General features: G+C 71.1%; 14 protein-coding genes and 1 tRNA gene. 12 read left to right on the top strand and 3 right to left on the bottom strand.

Annotated features, from left to right (window positions below; translation table 11 throughout):
- Positions 1-3: 3 nt before the first annotated feature.
- Positions 4-375 carry a PRC-barrel domain containing protein gene (locus tag ACWD3H_RS12310; RefSeq protein WP_451954988.1) on the bottom strand — a complete coding sequence of 124 codons (372 nt, stop codon included), beginning with the start codon at positions 373-375 and terminating at the stop codon, positions 4-6.
- A 250-nt stretch (positions 376-625) separates the two neighbouring features.
- Here ACWD3H_RS12310 and ACWD3H_RS12305 point away from each other — a divergent pair.
- The 12 genes from ACWD3H_RS12305 to ACWD3H_RS12250 all read left to right on the top strand — a co-directional run bounded on the left by ACWD3H_RS12305 (position 626) and on the right by ACWD3H_RS12250 (position 14,314).
- A tRNA-Lys gene (locus ACWD3H_RS12305) sits at positions 626-699 on the top strand.
- Between the two features lie 289 nt (positions 700-988).
- On the top strand, positions 989-2,050 hold the full coding sequence (locus ACWD3H_RS12300) for a LacI family DNA-binding transcriptional regulator (RefSeq protein ID WP_451954987.1): 1,062 nt from the start codon (positions 989-991) through the stop codon (positions 2,048-2,050).
- Positions 2,051-2,132: 82 nt separating this feature from the next.
- The gene (locus tag ACWD3H_RS12295; RefSeq protein ID WP_355564633.1) at positions 2,133-3,191 is read left to right on the top strand and encodes a sugar ABC transporter substrate-binding protein; all 1,059 of its coding nucleotides are present in this window, start codon (positions 2,133-2,135) and stop codon (positions 3,189-3,191) included.
- Positions 3,192-3,241: 50 nt separating this feature from the next.
- Positions 3,242-4,729: a sugar ABC transporter ATP-binding protein gene (locus ACWD3H_RS12290; RefSeq protein WP_355564636.1), complete on the top strand. Its 1,488-nt coding sequence runs from the start codon at positions 3,242-3,244 to the stop codon at positions 4,727-4,729.
- 16 nt (positions 4,730-4,745) lie between these two features.
- Positions 4,746-5,744 carry an ABC transporter permease gene (locus ACWD3H_RS12285; RefSeq protein WP_051752308.1) on the top strand — a complete coding sequence of 333 codons (999 nt, stop codon included), beginning with the start codon at positions 4,746-4,748 and terminating at the stop codon, positions 5,742-5,744.
- Complete coding sequence (locus ACWD3H_RS12280; RefSeq protein WP_451954986.1) at positions 5,744-6,496, top strand: enoyl-CoA hydratase/isomerase family protein; 753 nt, start codon at positions 5,744-5,746, stop codon at positions 6,494-6,496. Before ACWD3H_RS12285 ends, ACWD3H_RS12280 begins: the two co-directional genes overlap by 1 nt.
- Positions 6,497-6,503: 7 nt before the next feature.
- The gene (locus ACWD3H_RS12275) at positions 6,504-8,060 is read left to right on the top strand and encodes an aldehyde dehydrogenase family protein (RefSeq protein ID WP_355564643.1); all 1,557 of its coding nucleotides are present in this window, start codon (positions 6,504-6,506) and stop codon (positions 8,058-8,060) included.
- Complete coding sequence (locus ACWD3H_RS12270) at positions 8,057-8,836, top strand: SDR family NAD(P)-dependent oxidoreductase (protein WP_355564646.1); 780 nt, start codon at positions 8,057-8,059, stop codon at positions 8,834-8,836. Before ACWD3H_RS12275 ends, ACWD3H_RS12270 begins: the two co-directional genes overlap by 4 nt.
- On the top strand, positions 8,836-10,434 hold the full coding sequence (locus ACWD3H_RS12265) for an acyl CoA:acetate/3-ketoacid CoA transferase (RefSeq protein WP_355564649.1): 1,599 nt from the start codon (positions 8,836-8,838) through the stop codon (positions 10,432-10,434). The genes ACWD3H_RS12270 and ACWD3H_RS12265 overlap by 1 nt, the downstream gene beginning before the upstream one ends.
- Positions 10,434-11,591: a dihydrodipicolinate synthase family protein gene (locus ACWD3H_RS12260; RefSeq protein WP_451954985.1), complete on the top strand. Its 1,158-nt coding sequence runs from the start codon at positions 10,434-10,436 to the stop codon at positions 11,589-11,591. The genes ACWD3H_RS12265 and ACWD3H_RS12260 overlap by 1 nt, the downstream gene beginning before the upstream one ends.
- Positions 11,592-11,673: 82 nt before the next feature.
- Complete coding sequence (locus ACWD3H_RS12255; protein ID WP_451954984.1) at positions 11,674-12,684, top strand: glycerate kinase; 1,011 nt, start codon at positions 11,674-11,676, stop codon at positions 12,682-12,684.
- 13 nt (positions 12,685-12,697) lie between these two features.
- The gene (locus ACWD3H_RS12250) at positions 12,698-14,314 is read left to right on the top strand and encodes a GMC family oxidoreductase (RefSeq protein WP_355564658.1); all 1,617 of its coding nucleotides are present in this window, start codon (positions 12,698-12,700) and stop codon (positions 14,312-14,314) included.
- Positions 14,315-14,321: 7 nt separating this feature from the next.
- Here the strand turns inward: ACWD3H_RS12250 and ACWD3H_RS12245 are convergent, their stop codons facing one another.
- Entirely contained in the window at positions 14,322-15,347 is a 1,026-nt protein-coding gene (locus tag ACWD3H_RS12245; protein WP_451954983.1) for an ADP-ribosylglycohydrolase family protein, read from the bottom strand.
- A gap of 397 nt (positions 15,348-15,744) precedes the next feature.
- Entirely contained in the window at positions 15,745-16,101 is a 357-nt protein-coding gene (locus ACWD3H_RS12240) for a hypothetical protein (protein ID WP_350912268.1), read from the bottom strand.
- Positions 16,102-16,451 lie beyond the last annotated feature (350 nt).

The following is a 16,451-nucleotide window of genomic DNA, read 5'->3' as shown; positions in this document are numbered from 1 at the left end:
GGATCAGACGGTGCCCGGTCCGCTCCCGAACGGGAAACGACCGTAGTACTCGCCGACGCGGTCCCGGTAGGCGGGCTCCTTGAAGTTGGCCTCGTCGAACTCGGGCGCCTCCTTGATCTCGTGCTTGGTGCGCGCGACGTAGACCTTCTTCTCCTGCGGGTCGATCTGGGTCACGGTGCTCGCCGGCAGGAGGACCTTCTTGCCGAAGATCCACGGGCCCGTGTCGATGACGAGGTAGCTCTCGCCGACCTCGTACGTCGCCTCGTCGACGGAGCCGATCTTCCCGTCGGTGGCCTCCACGTGGTACCCGGCGACATCGAGCGTCCTGTCCTGGCCGTACACGTCGGCGCGGTAGTTCCAGAGCTCAGGCTGCATGGTTGAACATCTCCCTTGACTTGGATTCTCCGGGCTCCGGTCAAGTACCCGAGCGAGGGGCCCTAAACGGGGTCCGTCCAAGTCAGCCGGTACGGAACACCGCCCTGCCCTTCTCGAACCGCAGGTCGCCGCGCGATTCCGCGCTCCCGCCCCGCCCGGCGAAATCGCAGCCGGCACATGTTCGTTGATGCTCATATGTCGGCGTATGTACGGACTACAGCGCCGGGTCCGGTACCCTTGTGGAGGTCGGGCGCCGCTAGCTCAGTTGGTTAGAGCAGCTGACTCTTAATCAGCGGGTCCGGGGTTCGAGTCCCTGGCGGCGCACATCGCATGTGATCGGCGCGTTTCCCCTCCATCGGGGAGACGCGCCGGTCGCGTTTACGCCCTGATGCGCGGCCTGTGTTCGCTCCAGCGCCATCCACCCGGCAGAACGACCCCTCGACGGTCCGGACGCCCGTGGCACACCCGGCGAGACCGGAGAAGATGCCGCGGGAGGTGCTTCTCCGAGGCCGGGATGCCGTAGACCGGCAGGTCAGAGGCCGCAAGGTTAACATGGTGAGGGCTTCGGAAACATTTCGGAAACATATTGACCCCACTGTGTGGTACAGCCAACATGATGGCCATGGTGAACCGGTTTCCTGAAGCTCGACGCACGACGATCAACGATGTCGCGTCGCTCGCCGGAGTTTCCAAGGCGACCGTGTCGAAGTTCCTGAGCGCGACCGACTACTACATGTCGCAGGAGACCCGGGCCAAGATCGAGCGCGCCATCGAGGAGCTCAACTACCATCCGAACGCGCTGGCCCAGGGACTTTCGAGCAGACGTTCCTACGCGATCGGCGTCGTCGTGGCGAGCATCACCAATCCCTTCTACCCGGAACTGGTGGCCGGTGTGGAAGAGGTCATCGACCCGGCCGGTTACACCCTGTTGCTGGGGGCGATCGCGGAGAGCAAGGCGAAGGAGGCCGCGGTCGTCCGCACGATGATCCAGCGACGGGTCGACGGAGCGATCATCGCCTCGGCCACCATGCGGGACGGCGGGGTGCAGCAACTGGTCAAGGCCGGGATCAACGTGGTGGTCGCCAGCCGGGAGCTCGCCAAGCCGGTGGCCGACACCGTTGTGATCGACAACCGGATGGGCGGGCGGCTGGCCGCCGAGCACCTCCGTCAACATGGCTTCGAGCAGGCTGTCTACCTGACCGGCCCGCTCGACGTCCTGGCCTTCCGGCACCGGCTCGAAGGGTTCCGCAGCGTCTACGGCGAAGCCGATGGACCGCTCCACATCGCGCGCAGCAGCGAGCTCTCGGACGCCACCGAGGCGGCGGCGAGCCTGCTCGCCGGGCTGCGCCGACCGGCGGCGGTCTTCGCCGCCAGCGACACCCTGGCCGTCGGGCTGATGACGGCGGCGCACTCACTCGGAGTGAGCGTCCCCGAGGACATCGCACTGATCGGATTCGACAACGTCTGGGTCGGCCAGGTGCCGGGCGTCTCGCTCACCACCGTGGACAGCAAGGCGCGGCAGGTCGGCGCGGTGGCGGCGGGCATCCTCGCCGAGCGCATCGGCAGGCACCCGAGCGGCAGTCCCGGTGGGCGTACCCCGCCGGAGCGGCGCGTCCTGGCGCCGGAACTCGTCGTCCGCGGATCCTGCGGATGCCGGCGGACGGCGACAACGTGAGAGTCCAGCACGGCCCCCAATCAGCACGGGCTTTTGGGAAACCGGTTTCTATCCATCCATCCCCCTCAGAAGGAAAGCAGCAATGAGGAAGACAGCAGCTATCGCGTTGGCGTCGGTCCTGGCGCTCGGTGTCTCGGCATGCAGCTCGGCGACGTCCGCCGAGGAGTCCGGCGCCGGAGGGTCGTACACCTACACCAGCGACCAGGAAGGCGTGAAGTCGCTCGACGGCGTCGCCCTGGCCTCGACCATCGGTGAGCTCAAGCCCGCCAAGAAGTATCGGGTCGCGGTGATCCTCAAGGCCCTCACGAACCAGTACTGGCAGGGCATCCAGAAGGGCGCGAAGGCCGCCGCCGACAAGTACGGGGTCGAGGTGACCATTCAGGCCGCGAGCAGCGAGAAGGCCCAGACCGAGCAGCTCACGATCGCCCAGACGCTCGTCGGGCAGAAGTTCGACGCCTACGTGGTGGCTCCCGAGAGCACCTCCAACCTGAACCCGGCGCTCAACCAGATGCGCTCGCAGCAGGCGCCCGTCGTCAACGTCGACGACGCCCGTGTCCCCGCGACCGTCTTCATCGGCCCGAACCACGAGGAGAACGGCATCCAGGCGGCGGACGAGCTGGCGAAGCTGTTCCCCGACGGCGGTGAGGTCGCGCAGGTCGAGGGGCAGTCGGGCTCCAGCGCCGCGATCCTGCGGATCAAGGGTTTCAAGGAGGGCATCGCCAAGCACTCGAACCTCAAGCTGGTCGCCAGCGTCCCCGGCAACTGGGACGCGAACGCCTCCTACGCCGCGGCGCAGCAGATCATCCGGCAGAACCCGAACCTCAAGGGCATCTACGCCAACAACGACACGATGGCGATCGGCGTCGCCAAGGCCGTCCAGGAGTCGGGCAAGAAGGTCGCGGTGATCGGCACGGACGGTGTTCCGGAGGCGATCTCCGGCGTCCGGAACGAATCGATGGCCGCGACCGTCAGCCCGCTGCCCTACTACGAGGGCTTCTGGGCGGTCGAGTCGGCCATCGGCCTGCTGGAGGGCAAGGAGATCGCCCCCTGGGTCGTCGCGCCCGCCCAGCTGATCACCAAGGAGAACGTGGACCAGTTCTACGACACCGAGGGCCAGGTCATCACGGACCTCTACAAGTGACCGTCGGGTGAGCCTCTCCCTTCGAACCACGTACCGATCGAGATGATGAGATGACGACCGACCGGCCCATGCTGGAGATCAAGAAACTCAGCAAATCCTTCCCCGGCGTCAGGGCCCTGCACGAGGTCGACCTGACCGCCTACCCCGGTGAGATCCACGCCCTGCTGGGCGAGAACGGCGCAGGAAAGTCGACGTTGCTGAAGACGCTGTTCGGCGTCCAGCAGCCCGACAGCGGCGAGGTCTGGTTCGAGGGGGAGCGGCGCTCGTTCTCCCAGCCCAGTGACGCCCTGCACGCCGGACTCGCCATGGTTCACCAGGAACTGAGCCTGGTGCCGCAGTTCACGGCGGTCCAGAACGTCGTGCTGGGACGGGAGAAGGCCCGTGCCGGGTTCATCGACTGGCGTGAGGCCCGCGAACGGGCGGAGAAGTCCCTCGGACGGCTCGGTTTCGACGCCCGGATGGACATCCCCGTGCGGCGGCTCAGCGTCGCCCAGCAGCAACTCGTCGAGATCGCCCGGGCGCTGGCCGTCGGCGCGCGCCTGATCATCCTGGACGAGCCGACCGCCTCGCTGACCACGCAGGAGAGCGAGCAGCTCTTCGCCCTGCTCGAACGGCTCCGCGCCGAGGGCCGCGGCATCATCTACGTCTCGCATCGGCTCGCCGAGGTCATGACGCTGTCGGACCGGGTCACCGTGCTGCGCGACGGCACGCTTGTCGGCACCCGCACCCGGGCGGAGATCAAGGACGAGACCGACCTGGTCAAGCTGATGGTCGGCCGGAACGTCGACGCGATCAGCAGGGTGGAACGTTCCGAAGGCCCCGGCGAGGAGATCCTGCGGATCGAGGGCCTGTCCAGCGCCGAGGGCGTCGCCGACTGCTCGCTGTCGGTCCGGCGCGGTGAGATCGTCGGCCTGGCGGGAATGGTCGGTGCGGGACGGACCGAGCTGGTCCGCGCGCTGATCGGCGCGGACCGGGTGACGGGCGGCGCGGTGTGGATCAGAGGGGAACGCGTCCACATCGGCTCCCCTGCGGACGCCGTCAAGGCGGGTATCGCGTTCCTGCCCGAGGACCGCAAGCACCAGGGCCTCGTGCTCCACATGAGCGCGGCGTCCAACGCGACACTGATCAAGCCGCCGCGCCGGCGCGGCCTGCTGGACCGGCGCGCGCAGCGCGAGCAGACCCGCGCGCTGCTGACGCAGCTCAACGCCGACATCGACCCCGGCTATCCGGTCGGCAAGCTGAGCGGTGGCACCCAGCAGAAGGTGGTCCTCGCCCGCTGGCTGAAGACCGCCAGCGACATCTTCATCTTCGACGAGCCCACCCGCGGCGTCGACGTGGGCGCCAAGGGGGAGATCCACGCACTCATGCGAGAGCTCGCCGAGGAGGGCAAGGCCATCGTGATGGTCTCGTCGGACCTTCCCGAAGTACTCGGGATGAGCGACCGGGTGGTGGTGATGCGCCGCGGACGCATCGTCGCCGAACTCAGCCGGTCGCAGATCTCGGAAGAAGCCATCGTCCACCACGCCGCGGCGAGCTGACGGTCCAAGGAGAACCATGAGCAACCACACCACCCTCGAGCGGAAATCGGCGACCGAGACGCCGCTGTCCGCCGTGCGGGGACGCCTCGACGTCGCCGCGACCGCACGTCAGGCCGGGCTGGTCGGCGTCATCCTCGTCCTCGTCCTCGGTTTCGGGCTCGCCAGGCCGCTGTTCCTCGACGGCGGCAACCTGATGAACATCCTGCTGCAGGCATCGGTGGTCGGCGTCCTGGCGCTGGGGCAGACGTTCGTCCTGATCACCGGCGGCATCGACCTGTCCATCGGCTCGACCGTCGCGATGTGCGCGGTGGTCAGCGGGTTGCTGTCGCACTCGCTGCCGGTGCCGCTCGCCATCATCGGCGGCATCGCGGTCGGCGCCCTGGCCGGTCTGGTCAACGGGCTCCTCATCACGATGACGAACATCACGCCGTTCATCGTGACGCTCGGCAGCATGAGCATCTACGCCGGGATCGCCCTGATCATCGCGGGCGGCCAGGCCGTGTACGACATCCCGACCGGCTTCCAGGACGCCCTGGCCGGCCGGATCGCCGGGGTCCCGATCCCGGTGCTGCTGTTCGTCCTGCTCACGATCGTCGCGGCCGTGTGCCTGAAGCGGACCGTGTTCGGCGAGCACCTGACCGCCGTCGGCGGGAACGCCGAGGTCGCGCGGCTGGCCGGCATCAACGTCAAGCGCTACACCGCGGCGGCCTACGTCCTCTCCGGCGCGGCGGCCGGGCTGGCCGGGACCATCCTGGTCGCCCGTCTCGGCGCGGCCGACCCGACGCTCGGCGCGGACCTGCTGCTGACGGCCATCGCCGCCACCGTCATGGGCGGTACGAAGCTCGCCGGCGGAGAGGGCAGCATGTACGGCGCGGCGTTCGGCGCGATCATCATCGCGACGCTGACCGCCGGTCTGACCACGTTGAACGTCCAGGCGTTCTACCAGCAGGTCGCCGTCGGCTCCGCGATCATCATCGCCCTGCTGATCGACCAGGTAGCCCGGGGACGGCGCTGATGCCGGTACTTCTCGACGTCGACGAGCGGGGTCTGGCGACCCTGACCCTGGACCGCTACGCCAAGCGCAACTCGCTCGATGAGGCCATGCTCGAATCGTTCGGCGAGGCACTCGGCGCGATCGAGGCCGACCCGCGGATCCGGGTGGTGGTACTGCGCGGGAGCAACGGCTTCTTCTGCGCGGGCGCCGACATCGCCGACTGGGCGGACCCGGGCCCGGTCACCGCCGATCGGCTGTCACGCCTCGGCACGGCCACCTTCGCGCGGCTCGCCGCGCTGAGCGTGCCCACCGTCGCGCTGATCGAGCGCAGCGCGCTCGGCGGCGGCCTGGAGCTGGCGCTCGCCTGCGACCTGCGCGTCACCACCGAGGACGCCGGCCTCGGCTACCCCGAGACGAGGCTGGGGAACCTGACGGCGTGGGGCGGCATCGCCCGGCTGGTGGACACGGTCGGGCTGGCCCAGGCGCGCCGGCTGTTCCTCACCGCGACGGCGATCTCCGGGGCCGAGGCGGCGCGCATCGGCCTCGTCACGCACGCCGTACCGGCCGACCGGCTCGAAGAGACCGTCGAGGAGCTCGTCACGGCCGTCATCGCCTGCGAACCGCTCGCGCTGCGGGTCGTCAAGGACATTCTGGCCGGATACGAGACCCGGGTGACGGCCGAGCCGACTCTCGCCGCGTTCTTCAGCTTCTCGGACGCCTCGCGCCGGCGGAAAGAGGCGTTCGTCAAGCGCAGGCCCACGACAACGAAGTGAGAGCATCGTGAACACCACTGGATTCCCCCTCGACGTCGCCGGACGCGACCTCGGTGACCTGTTGGACCGTGCCAAAGTGTCCGCCGGGGACGGCCCGCCGCTCCTCGGCTCGCTGGTCGGCGGCAGCGCCGTCGCCCCGCAGGGCGAGGGCACGGTCCGGATCAGCCCGGCCACCGGACAGCCCCTGTTCCGGGCGGGCGACGAGTCGACCTCCGTGGTCGAGGCCGCGGTCGCCCGCGCCCGGAGCAGTTTCGACACCGGGCGGTGGGGACGGGCCTCCGGCCGCGACCGCGCCCGCGTCCTGGCCCGGACGGCGCAGCTGATGGAGGCCCGCGCGGACGACCTGGCCGAACTGGTCGTGCTGGAGACGGGCAAACCGATCCGCGAGGCCCGCGGCGAGGTCGCCGCGGCCGTCAACGCGTTCGAGTACTTCTCCGGGCTGGCCAGGGACGTCAACGGACGGACGGTCCGTGACATCGACGCGTCGGTGTTCGCGTTCACCGTGCGGGAGCCCGCCGGGGTCGCGGGCCTGATCATCCCGTGGAACTTCCCGCTCGGCATCCTCGGGCAGAAGCTGCCGCCCGCACTGGCCGCCGGCTGCACCGTCGTGGTCAAGCCGAGCCCGCTGACCCCGCTCACCGCACTCGCCGTCGTCTCGCTGCTGTACGAGGCCGGCCTGGAGCCCGACGCGGTCTCGGTGGTCCTCGGTGAGGGCCCCGCGGGCGCGGCGCTCGTCGCCCACCGCGAGGTGGACGTCGTCAGCTTCACCGGCTCGACCGCGACCGGCCGGCACATCGCCGCGCACGCGGGCTCGCAGCGGCTCAAGCGCGTCGCCCTGGAAGCGGGCGGCAAGACCCCGGTCCTGGTGACGGCGAACGCCGACCTGGACGAGGTCGTCGCGGGGCTGACGTTCGCCGCGTTCTTCAACCAGGGACAGGTGTGCGTCGCCGGGTCGCGGATCCTCGCCGACGCGTCCGTCGCGGACGAGCTGGGCGAGCGTCTCGCCGCGCGGGCGGCGGGTCTCCTCCTCGGCGACCCGTGGTCGGAGGCCACCCAGATGGGCCCGCTGATCTCCCAGCAGCACTTCGACGGGGTGAGCGCGGCGATCGAGACGTCCAGGCAGGAAGGCGTGCGGGTGCTGGCCGGCGGGGACCCCTCCGCGCCGGAGGCCACCGGAGCGCGCCCGTTCCTCGCGCCGACGGTGCTGGCGACCGACGACGACGGCTCGACCGCGGCCCGCGAGGAACTGTTCGGGCCGGTCACCGTCGTGCAGTCCTTCACCTCGCTCGACGAGGCGGTCACGCGCGCCAACGCCTCGGCGTACGGCCTGGCCGCCTCGGTGTGGAGCAATGATCTGCGCGAGGCGCTGGACCTGACGCTCCGGCTGCGCACCGGCACCGTGTGGATCAACGGCTCCACCGACGCCTTCCCCGAGCTCCCGCTCGGCGGTCGCCGTGACAGCGGCTACCAGGCCGAGTTCGGCCGCGAGGGCATGGAGTTCTTCACCGAGAACAAGACCGTCCAGGTCGGCCGTACGCGCAGAAAGGACTGGTACACCGCGTGAACGCGCAGGCAACCACGACCACCGCCTACCCGTCGCTGCGCGGCAGGACCGTGCTGGTGACCGGGGCGCTCGGCGGCCTCGGCACCGCGATCGTGGACGCGTTCGCGGCGTCCGAGGCGCGGGTCGCCGTTCACCATCTCGGCCAGGCCGGCGAGGCCGCCGAGCGGGTGCGCCGGCTCACGGAGGCGGGGACGGCCGCGATGGCCGTCGAGGCCGACATCACCGACTGGGACGCCGTCGAGGGGATGGTCGCCCGGGTCGGCTCCGAGCTGGGGCCGATCGACGTCCTGGTGAACAACGCCGGGTACATGGCTCCCGGACGGCTCGCCGAGATCTCCCTCGAAGAGTGGCGGAAGACGTTGACCGTCGACCTCGACGGCGTCTTCCTGTGCAGCCGTCACGTGCTCGGGTCGATGCTCGAACGGGGGGCGGGCGTCATCGTCAACGTCTCGTCGCAGCTGGCCTTCAAGGGCGCCCGCGACTACGTCAGCTACTGCGCCGCCAAGGCCGGCGTCGCCGGGCTCACCCGGGCGCTGGCCCGCGAGGTCGGGCCGGCGGTCCGCGTCAACGCGATCGCCCCGGGGCCGGTGGACACTCCGTTCATCACCCCCTGGGCGACCGAGGAGTGGAAGCGGGAACGCACCGGTGACCTCGTCATCGGCAGGCTCGCGACGCCCGAGGAGATCGCGCCCACCGTGGCGTTCCTCGCCTCCGACGACGCCGCGCTCTACCACGGCCAGGTGCTGCACCTCAACGGCGGAGGGGTGATGGCCTGATGTCGTCGTCGGACAGGAGCCGCCGCGGGCGGCCGGAATTCCGCACCGCGGCGGAGGCGGTCGCGATGATCGATGCCGGGGCCACCGTCGCGATCGGCGGCTCCGGCGGAGGACTGCTCGAACCGGACACGCTGCTCCGGGCATTGGGAAACCGGTTTCGTGAGACCGGCTCCCCGGCCGGCCTCACGCTCGTGCACACCACGGGCATCGGGGACCGCGAAGGCGGCGGCATGGACCATCTCGCGCTGCCCGGCCTCGCCCGCCGGATCATCGCCGGCAACTGGGGCATGGCCCCGAAGATGAGCGCGATGGCCGCGGCAGGGGAGTTCGAGGCGTACAACTTCCCGCAGGGCGTCATGAGCCAGCTCTTCCGCGACATCGCGGCGGGCCGTCCCGGGGTGCTCACGCACGTCGGCATCGGCACGTTCTGCGACCCGCGCCTGGAGGGCGGCAGGCTCAACGACCGCACCACCGAGGAACTCGTCGAGGTGGTGAGCCTGCGCGGGCAGGAGTGGCTGCTCTACCCGTCGCTGCCGATCGACGTCTGCTTCATCCGCGGCACCACCGCGGACGAGGACGGAAACATCACCTCCGAGCAGGAGGCCGCCCGGCTGGAGATGCTCGCCATCGCCCAGGCCACGCGGAACAGCGGCGGCCTCGTCATCGCCCAGGTGAAGTACGCCGCCGAAGGGGGCTCGCTCGATCCGCGCGACGTCGTCGTGCCGGGCATGTGCGTCGACGTCGTCGTCGTCAACCCCGAGCAGCGGCAGGTGGTGACGCACGAGTACAACCCCGCGTTCGCCGGGGCCACCAAGGCCGCGCTCTCGTCGCTGCCGCCGTTCCCGCTCGACCAGCGCAAGGTCGTCGCGCGGCGGGCGCTGCGCGAGATCGCCGACGGGGACGTCGTCAACCTCGGCGTCGGGATCGCCGACGGGGTCGCGGCCGTCGCCGCCGAGGAGGGCTGGGTCGAGGACTTCACACTCACGATCGAGCAGGGGCTCGTCGGCGGTGTGCCGGCCCGAGGGGTCATCTTCGGCGTCGCCACGAACCCGGTCGCGATCCTGGACCAGCCCGCGCAGTTCGACTTCTACGACGGCGGCGGCCTGGACATCTGCTTCCTGGGCTTCGCCCAGATCGACCGGGCGGGCAACGTCAACGTGTCCAAGTTCGGCGGCAGGATCATTGGCACCGGCGGGTTCGTCAACATCTCGCAGAACGCCTCGACCGTGGTCTTCTGCGGCACGTTCAACGCGGGCGGGCTCCAGGCCGTGCCCGCCGACGGAAGCCTGGACATCCGCGTCGAGGGCAGGCATCGGAAGTTCGTCGACACGGTCGACCAGGTGACGTTCAGCGCGGCCGAGGCACGCCGACGCGGCCAGCGGGTCCTGTACGTCACCGAACGGGCGGTCTTCGAACTCGGCCCGGACGGGCTGGTGCTCATCGAGGTCGCGCCCGGCGTCGACCCCCAGACCCAGGTCCTCGACCCGCTCGGCAACGGGGTGAAGGTCGCGGACCCCCTCACCGTGATGGACAAGGAGATCTTCGTGGACCGGCCTCTCGGGAGCGCCTGGCGGACGACGGGGACGGCGGGTTCGTGATGAGCGATGTCAGGATCATGCTGCCGGCACCGGACGGCGGGAAGCGCACCCACGTCCTGGCCGACCGGTCCCCGGTACACGACTTCACCGGCGGCCCGCCGACCTCCCGCACGGTGTACGCCGCCGCGCACGTCGTGGCCGATCCGCTGCACGACCCGCCGGGGCTGGACTGGGAGTCCACGCTGGCGTTCCGCCGGCACCTGTGGTCCCTGGGCCTGGGCGTCGCCGACGCCATGGACACCGCGCAGCGCGGTGGTGGCCTGGACTGGGCGGACGCCCGCGAGCTGATCGCCCGGTCGGGGGCCGAGGCGCGCGCCGTCGGCGGGGCGCTGGTCTGCGGAGCGATGACCGACCAGCTCGCCCCGACGGGCCGCTGGAGTCTCGGCGACGTCGCCGAGGCGTACCTGGAGCAGGCCGGCTGGATCAGCCAGTCCGGCGGCACCCCGGTGATCATGGCGAGCCGTCACCTCGCCGCCGTCGCGCGGGGGGCCGACGACTATCACGAGGTGTACGGCAAGGTCCTCGACCAGGTCGATGGACCGGTCATGCTGCACTGGCTGGGCGAGGCGTTCGACCCCGCCATGGCCGGGTACTGGGGTGGTGCCGACCTCGACCGGGCCACCGAGACGGTCCTGGCGATCCTCACCGAGCACCCCGGACGCGTCCGGGGGATCAAGATCTCCCTGCTCGACGCGGGACGCGAGGTCGATCTGCGGCGGCGGTTGCCCGAGGGCGTCGCCATGTTCACCGGGGATGACTTCAACTACGCCGAACTGATCCGGGGCGACGAGCACGGTCACAGCGAGGCGCTCCTCGGCGTGTTCGACGCGATCGCCGCGCCCGCGCGGGCCGCGCTCGCCCGGCTCGACGCCGGCGACCTCGACGGGTACGCCGCGCTGCTCGAACCGACGGTTCCCCTGGCCCGGCATCTGTTCGCGAGCCCGACCTCGGCCTACAAGACGGGCGTGGTCTTCCTGGCCTGGCTGAACGGCCACCAGGATCACTTCCACCTCGTCGGCGGCGCGCAGACCCTCCGCTCGGTACCCCATCTGGTGAGGCTGTTCGTCCTCGCCGACCGGGCGGGCGCGTTCGCCGACCCCGCGTCGGCGGCGCGGCGGATGCGCTCGTTCCTCGCGGTCGCCGGGTTCGAGGCGTAGTCATGGACCCGCGACGACCCGGCCTCGACCAGGCGGGAACCCGGACGAGGACGCAGCGGGGAAGGGCCGAAGGGTGCCTGCCATGACCGGGCCCGCACGGGTGCTGCTGGCACCCGACTCGTTCAAGGGCACGATGGACGCCGCCACCGTGGCCGACGCGCTCGCGGTGGGGGTCGCGGACGCCGGCGGCAGGGCGCTGCCCTGCCCGCTGGCCGACGGCGGCGAGGGCACCCGTGACGTGCTGCGCCGCGCCCTGGGCGGCGAGCTCGTCCGAGCCGCGGCACGTGGTCCTCTCGGTGACCGGATCGAGGGCGAGTTCCTGCTGACGAACGGGGGACGCACCGCCGTCGTCGAGACGGCGACGGCGAGCGGGCTCACCCTGCTCGCCCCTGAGCGGCTCGACGCATGGTCGGCGACCAGCGCCGGAACCGGTGACCTGATCGTCGCCGCGGTGGCGGCGGGCGCGCGCCGCGTCCTGCTCGGGGTCGGGGGCAGTGCCTGCACGGACGGGGGCGCCGGCGCCTGCGCGGCCATCGAGGCCGGAGGCGGCCTGGACGGGGTCGAGCTCGTCGTCCTGTGCGATGTCGCGACCCCGTTCGAGGACTCCGCCCGGGTGTTCGGGCCCCAGAAGGGCGCCGATCCCGACCTCGTCGCGCGGCTCACCGACCGCCTGCACGAGACGGCGGCGGCGCTGCCCCGCGACCCGCGCGGGCGCGCCCGCACCGGGGCGGCGGGCGGGCTGTCCGGCGCGTTGTGGGCGGCCTACGACGCACGGCTCGTCTCCGGCATCGAGACCGTTCTGGACCTGGTCGGTTTCGACGCGCTCCTGGCCGGGGCCGACGCGGTCGTCACCGGTGAGGGGCGTCTCGACGCGCAGACCGCCGACGGCAAGGTGATCTCCGGTGTCACCCGGCGGGCCGCGGGCGTCGGCGTCCCGGTCTGGGCGGTCGTCGGCCAGTCCCGGCTCGACGCCGCGGACACGGCGGCCCTCGGGCTGGCCGGGGTGGCCGAGGCCACCGACCAGGGCCGGCTCCGTGCCGCCGCGGCGTCGATCACAGCCTCGCTCGGCGCGACTGAGCATCCCAATCCCTGAGAGGACAGGCATCATGCCACGCACCACCTACACCTACGTCATCGTCGGAGCCGGAGCCGCCGGCTGCGTCCTGGCGAACCGGCTGAGCGCCGACCCGGAGGCGCGCGTGCTCCTGCTCGAAGCGGGCGGGAGCGACCGGTCGCCCCTCATCACCATTCCCGCGGGCTTCTCCAAGCTGATGGGCACGAAGGTCAACTGGATCTTCGACACCGTCCCGCAGAAGAACCTCAACGACCGGCGGATGTTCCTGCCGCAGGGCCGGGTCCTGGGCGGCAGCACCTCGATCAACGCGATGCTCTACGTCCGTGGCAACCGCGAGGACTACGACACCTGGCGCGACCTCGGCAACAAGGGCTGGGGGTACGACGACGTCCTGCCGTACTTCACCGCGCACGAGGACAACGAGCGGCTCGCGGACGCCTACCACGGCACCGGCGGCGAGCTGCACGTGAGCGACCAGGTACAGCACAACCCGATGTCGGCGGCGTTCCTGCGGGCGGCGCAGGAGGTCGGCATCCCGTACACGGCCGACCCGAACGGGGCCACCCAGGACGGGGTCTTCTACCACCAGGTCACCCAGCGCAAGGCGCGCCGGGAGAGCGCGTCGTCGGCGTTCCTGCGGTCCGTGCGGCACCGCCCGAACCTGACGGTGCTCACCGGCGCGCGGGCCGACCGGTTGATCGTCGAGAACGGCCGGGCGGTCGGGCTGACCTACCTGCGCGGCGGGCGCCAGGAGACGGTCTTCGCCGACGCCGAGGTCATCGTGAGCGCCGGGGCGATCAACTCGCCGCGCCTGCTGCTGAGGTCGGGCATCGGCCCCGCCGACGAGTTGCGCGCACTCGGCATCGACGTCGTCCAGGACCTTCCCGGGGTGGGCAGGAACCTGCACGACCAGCTTGAGGTCTACATCACGCGCGAGTGCGCGAAGCCCATCAGCTACAGCGGCGAGGACAGGTGGGACCGGGCGCTGCGGCACGCGGTGCAGTACGGCCTGTACCGGACGGGGCCCGCGACCGCGACGATCACCGAGGCCGGCGCGTTCATCCGCAGCTCCGAGCAGGTGACCTCGCCGGACATCCAGCTCCACTTCCTGCCCGCCTACGTGGTGTGGAAGGACAACTCGCGCACGGCCGCGCACGTCCCCGGCCACGGCGTGACGCTGCTGGCCTGTAATGTCCGGCCCCGCAGCCGCGGCTCGGTGCGCCTGGTCTCCAAGGAGCTGGACGCCCCTCCGGCAGTCGACCCGAACTACCTGGACGACCCGCGCGACTGGGATATCGCGGTCGAGGGCTTCCACCGGATGCGCGAGGTCTTCGACGCGCCCGCGTTCAAGGGCCTGCTCAAGGACGAGAGGCTGCCCGGCGCGTCGGTCCGGAGCGACGCGGACATCCGCGCGTTCATCCGCAAGTGGGCCAAGACCGACTACCACCCGGTCGGGAGCTGCAAGATGGGCGTGGACGAGCTGGCCGTCGTCGACCCCGAGCTGCGCGTACACGGCATGTCCGGACTGCGGGTGATCGACTCCTCGATCATGCCGAACATCATCAGCGGCAACACCCAGGCCCCGTCGATGATGATCGGCGAGAAGGGTGCCGCGCTGATCCTGACCTCGCCGTCGTCGCACAGGTGACGAGGGGTCATCGACTGTGCCGGGCGATGCTCAGCCGGTGGAGCCGCTCGACCAGGTCGGTGGGACGGTCGAAGTCCACCAAGGGGAGCCAGGTGAGGGCGTCGAGCTCGTCCGGGGCCAGCGCGCCGCGGACTCCGCCGACCAGCGCGGCGACGGTGTCGGTGTCGCCGCCGAGGAGGACGGAGCGGCGCAGCGCCGAGTCCAGATCCGTTGCCGTGCTCAGGACGTGGACCACGGCGGCGGTCGTCTCCAGCGCGTCGAGGCCGACGCCTCCGGCGGGAGGGGTCCAGGTGCCGGCGAGGGCGGCGCGGACGGCGGTGGGCTCCCCGTAGCGGCCGGCGACCCAGCCGGCCTCGGCCTCGGCGGCGGCCAGGACCGCGTCGATTCCCGCGCCCTCGATCGCCCACGCGGCCATCGCGGCGACGAGGCAGGCGGCGGCGATGGCCTCCGGGGCGCGGTGGGTGCCGATCGCCAGTGCCTCCACCAGGTGACGGCGCAGGTCCTCCTCGGCGGCGGGAGTGGTCCAGCCGACGGGGAGCATGCGCATCGCCGCGCCGTTGGTGGGGCGCTCGCCGGGGATCGGCTCGGGCAGCGTGCCGGTCTCACCGAAGTGGGCCAGGGCGCGGCGGGTGGTCGGGCCGATGCCGCGGATCTCGTCCGCCGCGGCGGCGAGCCGGGTCAGGAAGGCCTCGGCGGTCGGGTTCCCCTCGGTGTCGGCCAGCAACTCGCAGACCAGGAGCATCTGGGCGGTGTCATCGGAGGTCGCGCCGCGCGGCCAGCCCTGCCGGGTGGCCGGGATCTCGTCGATGCGGTCGGCGTCGATCGCCGTCGGGTCCGAGCCCTCCCAGGGGACGCCCAGCGCGTCGCCCGCGGCGAACGCCGTCATCGCCCGCCCGATGCGCTCGGCCGAGGGCGGCCGGCGCTCTCCCGGGTCATGGGCGAGCGAGCCGGGCTCGGTGCCCCCGGACGCCGGAGCGTGCTGGGCGTCCGGGATCTCACTGATGCGGTCGGCGAACTCGCTTGGTCGCGGCACCGTTACGTGACTCCTCCGCTCTCGAAGGGGAGCGGCTTCTCGCTTCCCTTGGATGAGGTAGGCGACGGACAAGCCCTGCCCGTTTCGAACCTGGAAACCGTATCAAGGAAGCGATTCCCTTGCCGGGTGAACCCGGCAGTCCCCTCGCTGGAGCTGATGGTAGGCCGTGGGGCCTCACGGGCATGCGACACGGGCTCGGGCGGCGATGTTCGCGACGGCCCGGCCCGATCCGGCGGGGTGGCTGGGGAGGGGAAATCGCTGTGCCCCGGGAACGGGGGCGAAGAAGAACGCTCCCGGCCGGAGGAACGGATCGCCGCCGAACCCCCGGTTTCGGGGAAAGGCCCAGGTCCGGGCCGTCACGGCCAGGACCTGAGCCCGCGATCCTCCGGGGTGGTGATCAGCCGACGTTGGCGCAGATCGCGTAGACGCTGATGCCGACGTCGTTGTAACCGGGCTGGCGGCCGAGGCCGATCCAGCCGCCGCCGTCATCGGTGGGGAAGGAACCCACCAGGACGGCCTGGTTGCCCTGTGCCTCGGCGCCGCCGCCGACGGCCTTCTTCCCGGCGGGGCAGCGGACCACGCGGCGCTGGAAGTTGGGGACGTTGGCGTTCGGGAGCTTGACGATCTGGTAGCCCGTGAAGTCGGCCGCGGCCTTCGTACCGGCGGCGGCCGGTACGAAGGCGGTTATCGCGGTCAGGCTCGCGATGCCGACGGCGACGCTCAGGGTGGCGGTCATGAGCTTCCTGCTTCGCATGATGTCTCCTGGGACGGGGAGTGCCTGGATGGTCACGCAAAGTAAATGCGTCATCACGCTGAGTGTCCAGCCCTGATTTTGTCACCGTCCCGTCAGTTGCGGCCGCCCCGCCGGTGGGCAGGCGTGCGCGCCGGGCGGCGCGCGCGGGTGGAGGTGCCGGGTCCGGTGGGGTGGGTCGCGCGGGAGGTGGAAGTGGGTGCGGCCAAGGGTTGGCCGGCGCTGGATGTCGATCAGTTCTGAGAGCGCTCTCAGATCAGGATAGGCCCATTTCTTGATTGTTGGCCAGCGGGTCGATGTGCCGCCTGCGGGTGCCTGGTGAGCGTGTCGTGCGATGGAACGCCCTGTTTTCT

This window comes from Streptosporangium sp. NPDC002607 (assembly GCF_053592655.1).
The sequence above is the reverse complement of the archived record's forward strand: the minus strand, read 5'-3'. Positions and strand labels throughout refer to the sequence as shown.

Coding starts and splice junctions, on each gene's coding strand:
- ACWD3H_RS12310 (WP_451954988.1), bottom strand. CDS start 375: ATGCAGCCTGAGCTCTGGAACTACCGCGCCGACGTGTACGGCCAGGAC.
- ACWD3H_RS12300 (WP_451954987.1), top strand. CDS start 989: ATGATGGCCATGGTGAACCGGTTTCCTGAAGCTCGACGCACGACGATC.
- ACWD3H_RS12295 (WP_355564633.1), top strand. CDS start 2,133: ATGAGGAAGACAGCAGCTATCGCGTTGGCGTCGGTCCTGGCGCTCGGT.
- ACWD3H_RS12290 (WP_355564636.1), top strand. CDS start 3,242: ATGACGACCGACCGGCCCATGCTGGAGATCAAGAAACTCAGCAAATCC.
- ACWD3H_RS12285 (WP_051752308.1), top strand. CDS start 4,746: ATGAGCAACCACACCACCCTCGAGCGGAAATCGGCGACCGAGACGCCG.
- ACWD3H_RS12280 (WP_451954986.1), top strand. CDS start 5,744: ATGCCGGTACTTCTCGACGTCGACGAGCGGGGTCTGGCGACCCTGACC.
- ACWD3H_RS12265 (WP_355564649.1), top strand. CDS start 8,836: ATGTCGTCGTCGGACAGGAGCCGCCGCGGGCGGCCGGAATTCCGCACC.
- ACWD3H_RS12260 (WP_451954985.1), top strand. CDS start 10,434: ATGAGCGATGTCAGGATCATGCTGCCGGCACCGGACGGCGGGAAGCGC.
- ACWD3H_RS12255 (WP_451954984.1), top strand. CDS start 11,674: ATGACCGGGCCCGCACGGGTGCTGCTGGCACCCGACTCGTTCAAGGGC.
- ACWD3H_RS12250 (WP_355564658.1), top strand. CDS start 12,698: ATGCCACGCACCACCTACACCTACGTCATCGTCGGAGCCGGAGCCGCC.
- ACWD3H_RS12240 (WP_350912268.1), bottom strand. CDS start 16,101: ATGCGAAGCAGGAAGCTCATGACCGCCACCCTGAGCGTCGCCGTCGGC.